This is a genomic window from Duganella sp. Root336D2, from assembly GCF_001425005.1.
Classification (GTDB): domain Bacteria; phylum Pseudomonadota; class Gammaproteobacteria; order Burkholderiales; family Burkholderiaceae_D; genus Rugamonas.
This window is the reverse complement of the sequence record NZ_LMDB01000005.1, coordinates 96,165-112,682: the sequence shown is the minus strand read 5'-3', so window position 1 is coordinate 112,682 and position 16,518 is coordinate 96,165. Positions and strand designations below refer to the sequence as shown.

Genomic DNA, 16,518 nt, shown 5'->3' with positions numbered 1-16,518 from the left:
CTCAGAATTCGTAGTTCAAGTTGAAGCCAGTGGCAACGCTGGCGGTGCGGAAGGCGTGCGGCTTGCTCACCGGCTTACCCGCGAAGAAGTCGGTACTCAGGCCGCCGAACTGGCCGCGCCAGCCCAGCGCAGCACCGGTCAGGCGGGTGCCGCGCAGCAGTGATGCGGACGGGCCGGATACGACGCCGTGGTCCAGCGCGAAGTAGAGCTGGTGCCGGCTCTCGGGGATGGTCCAGTTCAGGTCATTGCGCAGCAGCCAGCCACGCTCGGCAGACAGGCTGGCCTCGCCGTCGAAGCCGCGTACGGTGTAGCGGCCGCCGATGGAAAAGCGGTCCTGCGGAATCAGCTTGGTGCGGTTCCACTGGCGACGCCATGCGGCCTGGTACGACAGGGATTTCGTCAACGGCCAGTTCAGCGTGACGTCGGCATTGAAAATGCGCGGGCGCGCCGTGCCCTCATCGAAGGCTTCTTCCTGTGCCGGCAGGCTGCCGTAGGAGCTGGTGCCCAGCTTCCAGGTCAGGTTGCTGTCCAGGGTGGCGGGGCCGATAAATTCCTTGTGCGCGATGCCGGCCACGAAACCGGCCATGCGGCGGCGCTGCACTTCCACTTCCATGTCGTCGATGTAGTTGCGGCTGCCGCGCTGGTAGGTCCGCAGCGACAGCGTTGTCTTGCGCGTGGCATCGCGATATACAAGGCGCGAAACCTTCAATTCGGCGGTGTTGCTGGTGCCGCGATAGATGTAGTCGTGGAAGGCGCCTGCTACGGTCTGGCGGTAACGGTAGTCGTTCAGTTGCAGCGAAAGCAGCCAGTATTCGAACGGCACCGAGTAATGCAGGGCATAGCCGCTGGTGCCGTATTCGCCGCCAGGGCTGTCGCCAGGGACGTTGCGGTTGAGGGTGAAGTAGAACAGGTCTTGCAGGCCGAAGGGATTGTCGACCGATAGCGTGAGACCGCCCTGGTAGGTGCCGGTCGAACGGCTGCCGCTATCATCCACCGATGCGCTGAAACGATAGGCTCGGCCGCCCTTCCATTTCACCTGCAGGTCGCTTTCGCCGGGCCGCTCGCCAGGCACGATTTCAAAGTCGGCCTGCGCACCCGGTACGCGTTTCAGGTTCTCCAGGCCTTGCTCGATGTCGCGCAGGTTCAGCAACTGGCCAGCCGCCAGCGGCAACGCGTTGTCGAACGCCGGCGTCTGTTCCGGATAACGCAACGCGCGAATGCGCCCAGGCACAAGTTTCAGGTGCAGCTCACTACTCAGCAAATCCTGCGGGGCTGCCAGCACGCGGGCGGTCACGTAGCCCTGCGCCACCAGCGCGTTCTGGACTTCGCCCACCAGGACGTTGATGCCGGCACTGCCAAGGCATCGGCCAAGAGCGCCGTCCGCCGCTTTCAGCGCCCATTGGAATTGGCCAGCCAGCTCGCCCTCCAGGAACACACGGCGGATCGGGAAGCAAGGCGATTCGTTTTCCGGCCAGACCGCCTGCGTAGCCTTAACTTCGCGCTGCAGACGCACGTCCGCCTTGGCCTCGTCCTGGCGTGCGCGTTCGCGCTCACGCTGTTCCTGGCGTTGCAGTTCCTGGTTTGCCAATGCAGGATCGACCTGCGCCAGCGCAGGCAAAGCTGCGCCAAGGCCGAGCGCAAGCTGCGCGGCCAATCCTATCCTCTTGCACAACATCTATTTCTCACGGGAATTTTTTCAGCCCGGAAGTATAGCTGTGTATCCTTCGTAACGAGATGTTTCGCTTATATATATTTATTATTTGGTGAAGGGTATATGGCAATTAGATAGGAGTTTGTGACAATTGGAGAGAATTAATCCAGTTAAAATCTCTCCTATCCCTATGGGGAAAACGCAAGTCGCTCAAAATCAATGACTTGTGTTTAATTTGAGGAATCACTCTACTTTTGAAATACTGGCATCGCTGCCTGCTTTCCTTAATCCAGAGTTGAATAGTCGGTGTACCCTGTAGCGTTGCCGCCGAAGAAAGTGCTGCGGTCGGCAGGGTTAATTGACGCATTGGTTTTGAGGCGGGTAACGAAGTCCGGATTCGCAAGTACCATCTGGCCGTACGCCTCCACCTCCGCCAGGCCGGCTTCGACGTCGGCGCCGATCTGTTCGCGCGGGCGGCCAGGGCGATTCAACACCAGGGTGCCCTTCCACAACCTGCGGATATCTGCCAGCAGCGCTTCATCGCCCTGATGCATGATGTGCAGGTAGGCCAGGCCCGTACTCGTCGTCACGGACATTCGCGCTCGGCGCAAGGAACTGTTGCACCAGGTAGGCATTGGCACCGTGGATTTCCACGCCGTCGGCGCCGGTTTCGATTGCACGGCGTGCGGCCATGCGGAAGTCGTCCACTGTCTGTCGTACTTCGGCGGTACCGAGCGCGCGCGGCACTCGAATATCCTGCATGAACAGGCGGCCGCCTTTGGCGTGCACCGCATCCGCGACCTTCTTCCAGCCCTCGGCGTGGGCATCTGTATGGATGCCGGGCGTCGCCATATAACCCTGGCCATCTTCCGAAGGCTGGGTGCCCTCGGTGACGATCAGGCCCATGTCGGCGCGCTGGGCATAGTATTCCGCTGCGAGCTCGCCCGGCATGCCGTCGAACTGTGCGCGGCTGCGCGTCATTGGGCCTATGGCAAGGCGGTTGGCCAGGGTATAGCGGCCGACGCGGACGGTTTCAAACAGTTTGCTCACGGCGCCGGAGATGTTCTGGGCATCCCGAATTCAACGATTTCGCGCCGGATCGCCGCGCTCGAAAAGACCATCGGCCTGCGGCTGCTGCATCGCACGACCCGCAAAATCGAATTGACGGAAGCGGGACAAATCTATTTCGAACGCTGCAAGCGCATCGTCGACGAAGCGCGCCTGGCGTATGAACAACTGGGCGGCATGCTGGCGCAGCCGACCGGCGTACTACGCGCCTCACTGCCGGTGGATTTTGCACAGACCTATCTTGCGCCCCTGATTGCGGAATTCGCGCAACTGTACCCCGGCATCACCTTCGACCTGGACTTGACGCCGCGCCGCGTGGACCTGGTCAGCGAACCATATGACATAGCGATACGCATGGGTGAATTGGCGGACTCACAACTGATCGCGCGCCAGCTTGCCCTGCTGACGCCGAAGCTGTACGCCTCGCCCGGCTACCTTGCGCAACATGGCGAACCGTCCGAAGCGGCCAGCCTCGCGCCACATTCCTGCCTGGGATTGGTGAAGTCCAGTACCTGGACCCTGCTCGATGGCGAGCAAAGCGTGCCTGTCACTGTCGGCAGCCGCTTCGCCATCAACAGTGTTGGCCTGATACGCCGCATGGCGACGCTCGATATGGGGATCCTGCTGCTGCCGGACGAAATCGTTGCTGACGATGTTGCGGCAGGACGCTTGCAACGCGTCCTGCCGCAATGGCATGGCAAACCGACGCCGGCGTACGCCCTGACCGAGACCCGGCTGGTGCCGGCCAAGACGCAGCGCTTTATTGAATTCCTGCGAGAGCGGCTGGCGCGGCAGGGCTGACTTCCTCTTTGCGGACGTATGCCAGGCGGTACAGCAAGGGCAATAGCAGCAGCGTCAGCGCAGTGGAAGACAGCACGCCGCCAATCACCACAGTCGCCAGCGGGCGCTGGACTTCGGCGCCGGTGCCGGTGGCAATCGCCATCGGCACGAATCCAAGCGATGCCACCAGGGACGTCATCAACACGGGCCGCAAGCGCACCAGTGCGCCGTTGCGTACCGCATCGGCCAGCGGCTGCCCCTGCTCGCGCAAGCTGCGGATGAAGGAAATCATCACCAACCCATTCAGCACCGCGACGCCGGACAATGCGATAAAGCCGACGGCTGCCGATATCGACATCGGAATGCCGCGCATCCAGAGTGCGAAAATGCCGCCTGTCAGCGCAAACGGAATGCCGGTGAACACCAGCGCGCCATCGCGTGCATTGTTAAACATTAGGAACAGCAGCGCAAACACCAGCGCGAGCGATGCCGGTACCACCACCTTCAGGCGTTGCGCGGCATTCTGCAGGTTTTCAAACTGCCCCCCCCAGGCCAGCCAGTAGCCGGCCGGCAGCTTCACGCCTTTCAGGATCGCTTGCTGCGCTTCTTCGACGAAGGAGCCGATATCGCGGTCCTGCATATTGACCGTGACCACCACGCGGCGCTTGCCCTGCTCGCGGCTTAGCTGGTTCGGGCCCGGCGCCGTGTCGAAGCTGGCGATTTCGGCCAGCGTGACGTAAGCTGGCCGCGCGCCATCCTTCTTCGGCAACGGCACCGGCAGGCGCTTGAGCAGTTCGATGTCCGAGCGCAGCGTTTCCGGCAGCCGCACCACGATGTCGAAACGGCGGTCGCCTTCGAACATGGCGCCGGCTTCGCGGCCGGCTGTGGCAGTGGCGATCAGCTCCTGCACCTCGGCGATGTTCAGCCCAAGACGCGCGGCGCGTTCGCGGTCGACCTGAATCTGCAGCATCGGCAGGCCGCTGGTCTGTTCGACCTTGACCCCGGAGGCGCCTGGAATCCTGTTGAGGATCGCGCCGATTTCGGTGGCTTTTGCGTTCAGCACGTCAAGGTCGTCGCCGAATACCTTGACCGCTACGTCGCTGCGCACGCCGGAAATCAGTTCGTTCACGCGCAGCTGGATCGGCTGGCTGAATTCATAGCTGTTGCCCGGCAGTTGCTCCAGCGTGGCGCGGATTGCCGCCAGCAGTTCTTCGCGGCTGCGCTTCGGCTTCGGCCATTCCTTCTCCGGCTTGAGCATGATGTAGCCGTCCGAAATGCTTGGCGGCATAGGGTCCGATGCGATTTCCGCCGTACCGGTACGGGCAAAGACGTTGGCAATTTCGGGGAACTTCGCCACCAGCGTTTTTTCAATCTGCTGCTGCATCTGCACCGATTGTCCCAAGCCGGTGCCGGGAATGCGCACGGTCAGCACAGCGAAATCGCCTTCGTTCAGGTTGGGCACGAACTCGGTGCCCAAGCGCGTTGCCAGCAGCACGGACAGGGCAAGCACCAGGCCGGCGGCGGTAAAGACGACCGGGCGGTTGGCCATCACGTAGTCGAGCAGTTCGCCGTAGCGGCGTTTGGCTGCCAGCATCAGGCGCCCTTCTTCCTCACTCACCGGTTTGTTCATGAATAGCGCCACGGCAGCGGGCACGAAGGTTATCGACAGCAGCATCGCACCCAGCAAAGCCGTGACGACGGTGAAGGCCATCGGGTGGAACATCTTGCCTTCGATCCCGGAGAGCACGAAGATCGGCAGGTACACGATCATGATGATCAACTGCCCAAACAGCAGCGGCCTGCGCGCCTCGTGGGCGGCGGCAAAGACTTCCGCAAAGCGCTCTTCGCGCGTCAGGGTCCGCCCCGCCTGCTGCTGCGCATGCGCCAGGCGTCGTACGCAGTTCTCCACGATCACCACGGCGCCATCGACAATGATGCCGAAATCGAGTGCACCAAGGCTAAGCAGGTTGGCGCTGACGTTGTTGGCCACCATGCCGGTGAAGGTAAACAGCATCGACAGCGGGATCACCATCGCCGTGATCAGCGCAGCGCGCAGGTTGCCGAGAAAGAGGAACAGCACGCCGATCACCAGCACCGCGCCTTCCAGCAGGTTGCGCTTGACGGTGTCGATTGCTTTCTCGACCAGCACCGTGCGGTTGTACACCGGCGTGGCCGAAACGCCGGCCGGCAGGCTGCGGTTGATGTCGACCATCTTCTTGTCGACTGCAAGCGCCACAGCGCGGCTGTTTTCGCCGATCAGCATGAAGACGGTGCCGAGCACCACCTCGCGCCCGTTGCGGGTGGCGGCTCCGGTGCGCAGTTCCGCACCAACACCCACCGTTGCAATGTCGGCGACGCGCACGGCCACGCCGTCGATGGTGGAGACCACGATATTGCCGATGTCGGCCACGGACTTGAGCTGGCCCGGGGCGCGCAGCAGGTACTGTTCGCCCTCTTTCTCGATATAGCCTGCGCCGACGTTGCCGTTATTGCGTTCCAGCGCCGTCACCACGTCCGACAGGTTCAGGCCATACGACGCCAGTTTGGCGGGAGTCGGTGCGACCAGGTATTCCTTGTCGTAGCCGCCGATCGAGTTGATCTCGGTGACGCCGGGTACATTGCGCAGTTGCGGCTTGATGATCCAGTCCTGGATTTCACGCAGGTCGGTCGGCGTGTAAAGTGTGCCGTCAGGCTTGCGCGCATCCGGCGCTGCATCCACCGTCCACAGGTAGATCTCGGACAGACCGGTGGCAATGGGACTCATGGTCGGCGTCAAGCCCACTGGAAGCTGGCCGCGCGCGTCCTGGATGCGCTGGCTGATCAACTGGCGGGCGAAGTGGATGTCGGTGCCATCCTTGAATACGACCGTGATCTGCGACAGTCCATAGCGCGATAAAGACCTGGTCTGCTCGAGGCGCGGCAGGCCGGCCATCAGCGATTCGATCGGGAAGGTGATGCGCTGTTCCACTTCCAGCGGCGAGTAGCCGGCGGCAGCGGTGTTGATCTGCACCTGGACGTTGGTAATGTCCGGCACAGCGTCAATCGGCAGCTTCTTGTAATTCAGCGCGCCCAGCACGGCCATGGCCAATACCGCGAACATGACCAGCCAGCGGTGGCCTATGCAAGCCTGGATAATTCTGCTTAACATGGCGGCTCCTTAATCTTCATGCTCGGCTGTGCCCTTGCCCTGCTCCGCCTTGACGGTGAAGCTGTGAGCGGCGGCGTACCTGGAATCCTTGCGCAGGCCCGAAGTGAGTTCCACCAGCTTGCCATCGGAGCGGCCGACCGTGACCGGCACCGGCGTGAACGCCTGGCCATCACGCTGGAAGACGACCTGCGTGCCGTTCAGCACTTGCAGCGCTTCTTTTTCCACGGCGACCGCCACTTCAGCCGAGCCGGTGACCACGTCCACGTCAACGAACAGGCCGGGACGCCAGGCCAGCTGCGGATTCTCCAGCACCACGCGGGCCCGCGCGGCACGCGTTTGTTCGCCGATCATGGCACTGACGAAACTCACCTTGCCATTGACTGCGGCACCGGAGGCAGCCGAATGCAGCACGGCGTCCGTGCCGACCTTGACGATCTCGAGGTCCTTCGCAGGCACCACGACTTCCGCCCAGACCTGGCGCAGGTCGGAAACGGTGAAGATCTTGGTTTCCGCACCAATCGCCTCACCGACGGCAATATGTTTGTCGACGATCAGGCCATCGAAAGGTGCGCGTATTTCCAGACGGTTGAACGGGCCCTTGCCTGAGCCGCTGGCACCGATCGCCACCAGCTTCTGGCGCGCGTTCTGCACGGCGATGCTGGCTTCATGCCATTCCTGCTCCGCCTTCAGGTAGTCCTGGCGTGCAGAGACCTTGTCTTCCCACAGCTTCTTTTCGGATTCATAGACCGAACGCGCAAGCGCTGCGCGCTTTTCGGCCGCGGCCAGGCTGCTGCGTTGCTCCGACACGTCGGCGCTGGCGACGACTGCCAGCAGTTCGCCCTTGCGTACCTGCTGGCCAAGATTGGCCAGCACTTCCTGCACGATACCGTCGACGCGCGGCGTGACGTGGGCGGTGCGGTCTTCGTTCAGTTTGACTTCGCCCGGAAGGCGAACGAAGGTTTCAAGCCGCGCGGCGCCGGCGGTGCGCACCTTGATATCGGCCGCGGCGACCTGCGCATCGGTGAACGGAATTGGCTGCGTGCCGCCGGCAGCGCCGCCGGCCGGGTGTTCGTCGTGATGTTCGCTGGCCTCGGCATCGGCCTTCGCAGCCGGGGCGATGCGCTCCCAGCCCAAAACGCCGCCCGCAAACAGGGCGGCAACGGCCACCATGGCCGCAATAGTAATTTTCTGACGCTTGTTCATTTTGAATCCTTGGAGTCCAGGTTGCCAACCAGTTTTGCCAGGTCGGCCCGGGCCCGGTAGAAGTCTGAAATAGCCCGCAGGTGCTGGCCCTGCGCCTGCACCCAGGTACGCTGTGCATCAAGCACTTCAACGTAATTGAATTTGCCGGCCTCAAAGCCTTTCATCGCCGCATCGGCTGCATATTGGGCGCCGGGCAGCACGTCCTCGCGCACCAGGCGCTCCTGCTGCATGGCCGATTGCATGCGCGCATGGGCCTGCAGCGCCTCCGCCCGAACGCGCTGGCGAGTGGCTTCCAGCTCCGAGCGGGCCTTGTCAGTGCGGCGCTCGGCTGCCAGGGTCGCACCCTGGTTGCGGTTGAAAAGCGGCAGCGGTACGGACAAGCCGATGATGTTCTGCCGCACGCGATCGCGCTCGGGTCCCTCGCTGCGCTTGCTGCCGACGATCAGCGCAACATCGGGCATGCGGGCGGCGCGCTCCATGCGCAGTGATGCCGCGCCTGCGTCGACTTCCGCGACGGCCCGCTCGATTGCAGGGGCGGAAGCGATAAGGTCTTCAAGCTGCGCACCGTGCGGGCCGGCTTCGGCCGGCGTTGCGGGCGCGGCCAGCGCCCCGATTTCGCTGCCCGTGTTGCCAAGCAGGCTGGCCAGCTTGATGCGTGCTTCGTCCAATTCACGCTGGGCGGTCACGCCTTCCATGCGCCAGTTGGCTTCCGCCACCCGCGCCCGCGCCTCTTCGACTGGGGAGACTTTGCCCGCCAATACGCGCCGTGCCGCCGCGTCGCTGGAACGGCGTCCGCTTTCACTGACCTGCGCCGCCAGGGCGAGATGCTGCTGGGCGAGATAAGTTTGATGGTAGGCGGCGACAACTTCCGCCTCGATCCGCGCCCGGCCAACGGCCAGGTCCAGAGTCGCCGCACGGCTGCCGGCCTGCGCCGCCGCCATGCGCGCGGCGCGCTTGCCGCCCAGTTCAAGCGGGATCGATAGCTGGACGGTCGAAGATCCGCCTTCGCTGGTTTTCCCTTCGCGCAGGTAGTCCAGCGAAGGATTGGGCAACAGCGACGCCTGGCGTCCGGCTGCGTCGACGGCAGAAACTTCCAGTCCCAGCGCTTGCAGCTCGGGATTGCTTTGCCGCGCACGTTCCAGTGCTTCGGCAAGCGTCAATGATGGTTGCGCCCATGCCGGGGCCAGGCAAATAGCCGCCAGCAAAGGCACGCAAATAGCTTTCACAATTTTGCTCCTTGATGATTGATGGGGAACGGCTGCATGCGGCAGCCGGATCAATCAGCGGAGCCTGTCGGGACGCGGAGGAATGTCCGGAATGAAGGAATAGATAGGGGGCTCAGTTGAAGCCATCGGGGCAATCGACTCGACTTGCTGCCGCATGTCGGCCAGGTTGGCAACAAACGGCGCGTGGGAATGGTGGCAGAAGTCGCACTGCGTGCAGCAGGCACTGTCCGTACCCTGCGCATCGGCCGCGGCGGCAACATGTTCGTCGAGCTGCGACACCTTGATTTTCAGGCAGCAGCTATCCGTTGCCGCCAGGGTCGCCTGGAGCGGCAGCACTAACAACAGCAGGATAACGAGGACGCGCCGGATATTCATGAAGCCGAATTATAGCAATTATCGATAGCGGTGCAGCAGCCGGTCGACGGTGCCGTCGGAAACCAGGCTGCCGATGGCACGCTGGACCTCGCGGAAAGGGATCGCGGATTTCTGCGAAAACGCGCACTGCGCCTTGAACGGGTCGAACTCAAAATCGATGCGCAGCTTGTGCTGCGGCTCGGAGTGCATCAGGTATTCGGCCGTCATGCGTCCCATGATTGCGTATTGCATGCGCCCATGCTGGATTTTCGAGATATTCAGTTCCATCGAAGGCGCATCTTCGCGCACAAAAGCACGGCCCAGCGCCGCATCGATCATCGAGTACGAATATCCAAGCACCGTGCCCACCGGTTTGTTCGCCAGGTCGGACAGGGCCCGGACCGGAGGAGCTTCGGGTCGTGAAACCAGCACGCCCGAATCGGGCATCAAGGGCTGGCTCCAGTTGAATGGGCCGGGCAGCCAGCGCGGCAGCACATAGCAAACGCCATCGGCACGGCCGCTCACCAGGTATTCGGAGACGCGCTTGGCCGGAACGCTGAGATAGCGGGCCTGCAGCCCCATTCGCTGCGCAATGCTGTCGCCCAGGTCCTTGAGCAGGCCATCGGCCAGGTCCCCGTCCTGGAAACGGGACAGGGGCATATTGTGATTGGTCGCCGCGATGAAGACCATCTCACCCTGGCCGGCAACTGCTGCAGGGCTCAAGGCAAGCAGCAGACACAGTGGCGCAAGACGAGAACGTAACATATTGGCATGATATCAGACGAGCTTGACCCAAGTCATGGATCGTGTGCGGCAACCGGGCGCAAACTTGTGCCAACATCAACACAGGAGGACATCATGTCTTATCGCACCATCGTAGTCCATGCCGACCGCGCGGCCAATGCCGAAGCCCGCATCGCGTTGGCAGCGGCCATCGCCGCCCGCGAAGAAGCCCACCTGGTCGGCGCCGCGATGACCGGCATGCCGCGCTCCATGCTGGCCGGCCGCAGCTATGAAGGCAGCGGCGTGTTCCTGGCCGACTACCTGCAGCGCGCCGAAGAACGCGTGCAAGTTGCGCTGGATCAGTTCAAAGGCCTGGCGGAGCGCCTTGGCGTCCCCTCTTACGAAGCGCGCAGCAGCAATGACGATGAATATGCGGGCCTGTGCATGCAAGCGCGCTACGCAGACCTGGTCGTACTGGGACAGGCTGCCGCCTCGGACAGCGATGAAGGCAGCCTGCTGCCCGACTTGCCGGACTACGTGCTATTGAATTGCGGGCGCCCGGTGCTGCTGGCGCCACGCGCCGGCCGCTTCCCGACCATCGGCAAGCGTGTGATGGTGGCCTGGAACGGCAGCATGGAAGCGGCGAAGGCAGTAACCGCCGCCCTGCCCTTGCTGCGCGGCGCCGAACAGGTAACGCTGGCGGTGCTGGGAAACAGCGCGGACACCCTGGGCGAGTCGCCCGGCGCCGATATCGCCCTGTACCTGGCGCGGCACGGCGTGAAGGTGGAGGTCCTGCGCAGGCCGGAACCGGTCGATCCCGGCAAGGCTATCCTGTCGCTGGCGGCCGACTTCAATGTCGACCTGCTGGTCATGGGCGCCTACGGCCATAGCCGCTTTCGCGAAATGATGCTGGGCGGCGCCACGCGCAGCATACTGGCAACGGCAACGCTGCCAGTATTGATGGCGCACTAATCAGGCGGTCAGCACGCCGCGGCGCATCTGGTCCAGTTCAATCGACTCGAACAGGGCCTTGAAGTTGCCTTCGCCGAAGCCCTGGTTGCCCTTGCGCTGGATGAACTCGAAGAACACCGGGCCCAGCTGGTTTTCGGAGAAGATCTGCAACAACAGGTCGCCCGGCTTGCCGTCGATCAGGATCTTGCGCTCGCGCAGGGCCTGCAACTGCTCGCCATGGCCGGGAATGCGGCGGTCGACCAGCTCGTAGTAGGTGTCGATGGTGTCGAGCAGCTTCACGCCGGCGCCGCGCAGGCTGTCCACGGTCGCGTACAGGTTGTCGCTGCCCATGGCGATGTGCTGGATGCCTTCGCCGCGATACGCATCGAGGTACTCCTGGATCTGGCCGGCGCGATCGGTGCCTTCTTCGTTGATCGGAATGCGCAGCTTGCCGCACGGGCTGGTCATGGCCTTCGACTTGACGCCGGTCACCTGGCCTTCGATGTCGAAATAGCGCACTTCGCGGAAATTGAACAGGCGCTCGTAGAATTCGGCCCACTCGCCCATGCGGCCGCGGTGCACGTTGTGGGTCAGGTGGTCGATATAGGTCAGGCCATGGCCTTTCGGGTTCTGGTCGACGCCTGGAATCGGCTCGAAGTCCACATCGTAGATGCTGATATTGCCGTTGCCCGGCCAGCGGTCCACCAGGTAGATCAGCGAATCGCCGATGCCTTTGATGGCCGGCAGGTTCAGCTCCATCGGGCCCGCCTTGCTTTCGAAGCCCCAGGCGCCAAGGCGCAGCGCGCGCTTGTACGCATAAGCCGCGTCCTTCACGCGGAAGCCGATGGCGCACACCGAAGGGCCGTGCAGTTCGGCGAAGCGCTGCGCGAACGAGTCTTTTTCCGCGTTCAGCAGGAAGTTGACATCGCCCTGGCGGTACAGTGTCACGTCCTTGCTGCGATGGCGGGCGACGGCGGTAAAGCCCATCGCTTCGAAGGTTTTGCCCATTGCGACTGGGTCCGGCGCCGCGTATTCGATGAATTCGAAGCCGTCAGTGCCCATCGGGTTCTCCCACAGGGAATCGGTCATTTGCTGTCTCCGGAAATGTGTGTAGATAACGGATATACTACGCACTGATTCTGGATTTTTTGCGCATCCTGCACGGAAAGCGCACTCAATTATGCGTATTTTGCGCATGACACAAGGACCTGATGATGATTACCGTCGACCGCCACGACCTCTCGCTGCTGAACGAGCTTCAGCGCAATGGAGAAGCGACCAACGCCGCCTTGGCTGAAGTGCTGCATTTGTCAGTCTCGCAGGTGGGGCGGCGCGTGCAGCGCCTGCGCGAAGCCGGCATCATCGACCACTACGCGGCCGTGCTGGAGCCGTCCACCGTAGGGCTGGACGTGATGGCCTTCGTCCATATCACGCTCGACCGCCATGGCGAAAAGCGCGGCGACGCCTTCGAAAAGGCGATCCGCGACGTGCCGGAAGTGATGGAGTGCTTTTCCGTGACCGGAGAAGCGGACTATGTGGCGCGCGTGGTGTCGCACGACCTGGCCTCGTTCGCCGACCTGATGATGAAGGAGATCCTGCTGCTGCCCGGCGTGGTGAACGTCAAGTCGAATATCGCACTGAAGAAGGTCAAGCAATCCACCGTGCTGCCGCTTGAGCACATCGTGCGGCCGAACCCGCGCAAACAGCGCATCGAGTTCGCCCGCACATAGGATTTACTTTACTTCGAGCGCGGTCACGGTCATCGCGCCGTTCGCGTTTTCCACGGTGAAACGTACCTTATCACCCGCTTTCACCTGGTCCAGCATGGCCGCATCCTTGGCGCGGAACACCATCGTCATCGCGCCCATGCCCAGGTTTTTCAGTTCGCCATGCTTGATGGTCAGCTTGCCGGAAGCCTTGTCGACTTTCTTGATTTCGCCATCGGCCGAATCGGCAACCACCGCTGGCTGTGCATGGTCAGTGACAGTATGCTGCGCCAGCGCGGACGTAGCGGCCGCGCATGCCACCGCCAGGATCACTGCTTGCAGGGTGCTGGTAAATACTTTCATTTGCTCTCTCCTTTAATTTGATGCGCCGAGCGATTCCGTCAATCGATCAGCGCCTTCACTATGATTTTGCCGTCCGGCGCTGTCGCCTCTTGCCGTACCAGCAGCTGGGTCGCCTTCGCCAGCCAGAATTTTGCGACGCTGCCGGGGCGGTTGTAGTCGGTGGTCAGCAGCCAGCAATCGACAGCGCCTTGCGGGCCCTGGATGGTTTCGCTGCCCACCACTTTCCAGGTGTAGCGCGCCGGGGCCGCGCCGCCAGGATGATAGAACATGATGCTGGCTTCATAGCCGGCAGCGAGGGGCAAGGCTTGCAGGAATTCGATGTCGGTTTCGAAATTGAAGGTCGGCTCAAGGGAGGCGAAGTCATAATCCTCCACCGTGCGCTTGCCTTCCTTCTCGCGGATGCGCTGGTGGGTGCGCGGCTTGAACGTATCCTTGTCGAAGCGGGAGTCGAGCATCACCACGCTGCTGTTAATGCCATCCCACCGCTGGCGAATCTGCATTCCCTCAGGCAGCAGCCGGACTTCACGCGTCCAGATGTCGACCGGCGTGTTGACTTCGCCATTGCGCACATAGCGCAGCCAGTGATGCGTGCCCTCCTTCACCATGTCCATGCGCGGCAACGGCACGCCGACCTTGATCTCGGCAGCGCCGACGGAAGCGCTGCAAAGTGCGAGGATAAGCAGCCAGCATTGATGCATAACCCAGTCTCCTTAAAAGTAGTGCAATTATGCCAGCACTGCCACTTATTTGCGCAGCTGGATTTTCCGCATTTAAATCATGATCTTACCGCTCGGCTCCCTTCCTTGTTAACAGACTTTTCCACAGAAAGCGTTAACAAGTGGGGCACTTATGTTAGCTTGACGAACCCGCAATAAGAGACAAGCTGATTCCATGACTTCAAAGAGTTCGGTTGTTTGCCTTGCGCTGCTGCTGGCGCTTTCCGCTGCACAGGCCGCGCCCCGATATGCCAGCGGCCAGCACCTGCAAGTGCGCTGGGAGCAGCAGGATGGCGGCAGGGGCGGCCAGCTTGAAGTCACGAACCGGGACCGCCATTCCTTGCCCGCGCGCGGCTGGTCGATCTATTTCAACTGCACCGAATGCGCCGTAGCGGGGCCGCTGGCGGGCAAGCTGGCGCTCGATGACCTGGGTGGTACGCTATACCGCCTTCGACCCGCGCCGGGCTTCGGCGGCCTGGCGCCGGGACAGGCGTTGAACGCGGCCTACCGCTCTCCCACTGCGGACGCCAAGGTCTACCGCGCCCCTTCCGGCCTTTACCTCGTGTATGAGGCGGCACCGGACACCGCGCAAGCGATAACGGACTACCGGTTGCTGCCGCTGCCGCGCCCCGACCAGCTTGAAAAGGGCCAGGCAGTAACGGCCCAGGACCTGTATCAACGCAACGCCAGTACCATCGCGCTTCCCGCCGAGGCCTTGCCGCCCATATTCCCGACGCCGCTGCAATTGCAAAAAGGGACTGGCGCACTGCACCTTGAATCCGCGCCGGTGGTCGTTGCCGGCGACGGTTTGAAGAATGAGGCCGTCATTGCCGACAGCCTGCTCAAGCAATACTGGCCTGCAAGCGCAACCGCGCCATCCGCAGCAACGCTGCGGCTCTGCGTGGCTGCCGTCGCCGGGCAAGCTTCGCCGGAGGCGTATATGCTGGCCGTCGATGCCGGCGGCATCGCCATCACCGGCAACAGCGCCGCCGGCGTCGCGCGCGGGCTGCAATCGCTGCGCGACCTGCTGCCGCTGCCGGCTGCGGGCGGCAGGAAAGTGGTGGACCTGCCCATGCTGACGGTCACCGACGCGCCGCGCTTCGCCTATCGCGGCCTGATGCTGGACGTCAGCCGCAACTTCCAGCCCAAGCAAACCATCTTCCGCCTGCTCGAGCTGATGGCGCGCTTCAAGCTGAACACCTTCCATTTCCACCTGACCGACGACGAAGGCTGGCGCCTTGAAATCCCCGGCCTGCCGGAATTGACCAGCATCGGCGCGGTGCGCGGGCACAGCTCCAGGCCTGGAGTACGGCTGCAACCGGAATACGGCTCCGGCCCCGATGCCGCAGACCCGCACGGCAGCGGCTACTATTCCCGCGCCGACTACCTGGAGATCCTGCGCTACGCGGCAGCGCGCCACATCGAAGTGATCCCGGAAATCGAAATGCCCGGCCACGCCCGCGCCGCGGTAAAGGCGATGGAGGCGCGCTACCGGCACATGCAGGCCGCCGGCCAGGCAGGTGCCGGCAAATACCTGCTGAACGACCTCTACGACCGCTCGCAATACAAATCCGCACAGAACTACAGGGACAACGTGATGAACCCGGGCCTCGAGTCCAGCTTCACCTTTATCGAACACGTGGTGAAACAGGTCGCCGCCCTGCATCGCGAAGCCGGAACCCCGCTGCGCTCCCTCCATGTCGGCGGCGACGAAGTACCCGCCGGCGCCTGGGAAAAGTCCCCGGCAAGCCGCGCCCTGATGGCCAGCAAAAGCCTGCAAACCAAGGCTGAACTGTGGGACTACTTCTACGACCGCGTCGACGACATCCTGCGCCAGAACGGCCTTGCCACCGCCGGCTGGGAGGAACTCGGGACGCACAAGCACACACCCAATCCGCATTTCGCCCAACGCGGTTTCACGCTCTACGTCTGGAATAACGTCGGCGATTCGGCAGACCTGGGCTACCGCCTGGCCAATGCCGGCTACGACGTCGTGCTGGCCCCGGCCACCAGGCAATACCTGGACATGAGCCACAACAGGAATCCCGACGAGCCGGGGGTCAACTGGGCAGCCTATATTGAACTTGATGATGTCTACAACTTCGTCCCGCTTGACAAGAGCCTGACCGACGCCGGCCAGCGCCGCATCCGTGGCCTGGAAGCCGCGTTATGGACCGAAACCATCCGCGACCCTGCACTGATCGACTACCTGCTCATGCCGCGCCTGCTGGCCGTGGCCGAACGTGCCTGGGCGGCCCCGGCGCACAGCGACGCCTGGCCGGCCTTCGCCAACGTCCTGGGACAGCGCGTGCTGCCGCGCCTCGACCTGGAGTCCGCGCCTTTCGGCCCGGTCTACTATCGCATCGCGCCACCCGGCCTGGTGCTGGAAGGCGGCAAGGTCTACGCCAACCATGCCCTGCCCGGCCTGGCCTTGCGCTACACCAGCGACGGCAGCAAACCAACTGCCAGCAGCGCGCTGCTGCAAGGCCCGATTGCCGACCGCGGCCTGGTCCAGGTGGCAGCCTTCGACCGCAATGGCAGGCGCGGAGGAATCTCGCGCATCGACAACCGCTAAAGAAACACAACGATCTTCCGAAATGGCGTATCCTCGCCGTCGCATGATTGCTTT

The 16,518-nt window shown here is 62.9% G+C and carries 13 protein-coding genes and 1 pseudogene; 4 read left to right on the top strand and 10 right to left on the bottom strand.

Translation table 11 applies throughout. The annotated features are described in order from the left end of the window. Position 1 precedes the first annotated feature (1 nt). Positions 2 to 1,654 (bottom strand): ShlB/FhaC/HecB family hemolysin secretion/activation protein, encoded by a 1,653-nt coding sequence (locus ASD07_RS07990; protein ID WP_229207093.1) that lies wholly within the window; start codon positions 1,652 to 1,654, stop codon positions 2 to 4. 281 nt (positions 1,655 to 1,935) lie between these two features. Beyond that, a pseudogene (locus tag ASD07_RS31380) lies at positions 1,936 to 2,701 on the bottom strand (alkene reductase). Between ASD07_RS31380 and ASD07_RS07980 the strand changes: the two are divergent. Then, positions 2,663 to 3,520, top strand: coding sequence for a LysR family transcriptional regulator (locus ASD07_RS07980; RefSeq protein ID WP_055927738.1), 858 nt, complete (start codon positions 2,663 to 2,665; stop codon positions 3,518 to 3,520). The pseudogene ASD07_RS31380 and the gene ASD07_RS07980 overlap by 39 nt on opposite strands. On the opposite strand, the gene ASD07_RS07975 is transcribed toward ASD07_RS07980, so the two are convergent. The 5 genes from ASD07_RS07975 to ASD07_RS07955 are packed head-to-tail and all read right to left on the bottom strand — an operon-like array spanning position 3,480 to position 10,153. After that, positions 3,480 to 6,647, bottom strand: a complete 3,168-nt coding sequence (locus tag ASD07_RS07975; protein WP_055927708.1) for an efflux RND transporter permease subunit — start codon at positions 6,645 to 6,647, stop codon at positions 3,480 to 3,482. The two genes, ASD07_RS07980 and ASD07_RS07975, sit on opposite strands and share 41 nt — an antisense overlap. Before the next feature lie 9 nt (positions 6,648 to 6,656). After that, positions 6,657 to 7,850 carry an efflux RND transporter periplasmic adaptor subunit gene (locus tag ASD07_RS07970; RefSeq protein WP_055927705.1) on the bottom strand — a complete coding sequence of 398 codons (1,194 nt, stop codon included), beginning with the start codon at positions 7,848 to 7,850 and terminating at the stop codon, positions 6,657 to 6,659. Beyond that, entirely contained in the window at positions 7,847 to 9,076 is a 1,230-nt protein-coding gene (locus ASD07_RS07965; RefSeq protein ID WP_162246545.1) for a TolC family protein, read from the bottom strand. Before ASD07_RS07965 ends, ASD07_RS07970 begins: the two co-directional genes overlap by 4 nt. Before the next feature lie 54 nt (positions 9,077 to 9,130). Further along, on the bottom strand, positions 9,131 to 9,451 hold the full coding sequence (locus tag ASD07_RS07960) for a hypothetical protein (RefSeq protein WP_055927699.1): 321 nt from the start codon (positions 9,449 to 9,451) through the stop codon (positions 9,131 to 9,133). An 18-nt stretch (positions 9,452 to 9,469) separates the two neighbouring features. Further along, a complete protein-coding gene (locus ASD07_RS07955) occupies positions 9,470 to 10,153 on the bottom strand; it encodes an ABC transporter substrate-binding protein (RefSeq protein ID WP_162246544.1) in 684 nt (227 codons plus the stop codon). Positions 10,154 to 10,288: 135 nt separating this feature from the next. Between ASD07_RS07955 and ASD07_RS07950 the strand changes: the two genes are divergently transcribed. Continuing rightward, a complete protein-coding gene (locus ASD07_RS07950) occupies positions 10,289 to 11,125 on the top strand; it encodes a universal stress protein (protein ID WP_055927694.1) in 837 nt (278 codons plus the stop codon). On the opposite strand, the gene hppD is transcribed toward ASD07_RS07950, so the two are convergent. Beyond that, on the bottom strand, positions 11,126 to 12,193 hold the full coding sequence (hppD, locus tag ASD07_RS07945) for a 4-hydroxyphenylpyruvate dioxygenase (protein WP_055927691.1): 1,068 nt from the start codon (positions 12,191 to 12,193) through the stop codon (positions 11,126 to 11,128). A 122-nt stretch (positions 12,194 to 12,315) separates the two neighbouring features. Between hppD and ASD07_RS07940 the strand changes: the two genes are divergently transcribed. Continuing rightward, positions 12,316 to 12,834 carry an Lrp/AsnC family transcriptional regulator gene (locus ASD07_RS07940; RefSeq protein ID WP_055927689.1) on the top strand — a complete coding sequence of 173 codons (519 nt, stop codon included), beginning with the start codon at positions 12,316 to 12,318 and terminating at the stop codon, positions 12,832 to 12,834. A gap of 3 nt (positions 12,835 to 12,837) precedes the next feature. Here the strand turns inward: ASD07_RS07940 and ASD07_RS07935 are convergent, their stop codons facing one another. Both ASD07_RS07935 and ASD07_RS07930 read right to left on the bottom strand, forming a co-directional pair. After that, entirely contained in the window at positions 12,838 to 13,173 is a 336-nt protein-coding gene (locus tag ASD07_RS07935; RefSeq protein ID WP_055927687.1) for a copper-binding protein, read from the bottom strand. Positions 13,174 to 13,211: 38 nt separating this feature from the next. Beyond that, entirely contained in the window at positions 13,212 to 13,871 is a 660-nt protein-coding gene (locus tag ASD07_RS07930) for a hypothetical protein (RefSeq protein WP_055927684.1), read from the bottom strand. Positions 13,872 to 14,064: 193 nt separating this feature from the next. On the opposite strand from ASD07_RS07930, the gene ASD07_RS07925 reads away from it, so the two are divergent. Continuing rightward, positions 14,065 to 16,464, top strand: a complete 2,400-nt coding sequence (locus ASD07_RS07925) for a family 20 glycosylhydrolase (RefSeq protein ID WP_055927681.1) — start codon at positions 14,065 to 14,067, stop codon at positions 16,462 to 16,464. Positions 16,465 to 16,518 lie beyond the last annotated feature (54 nt).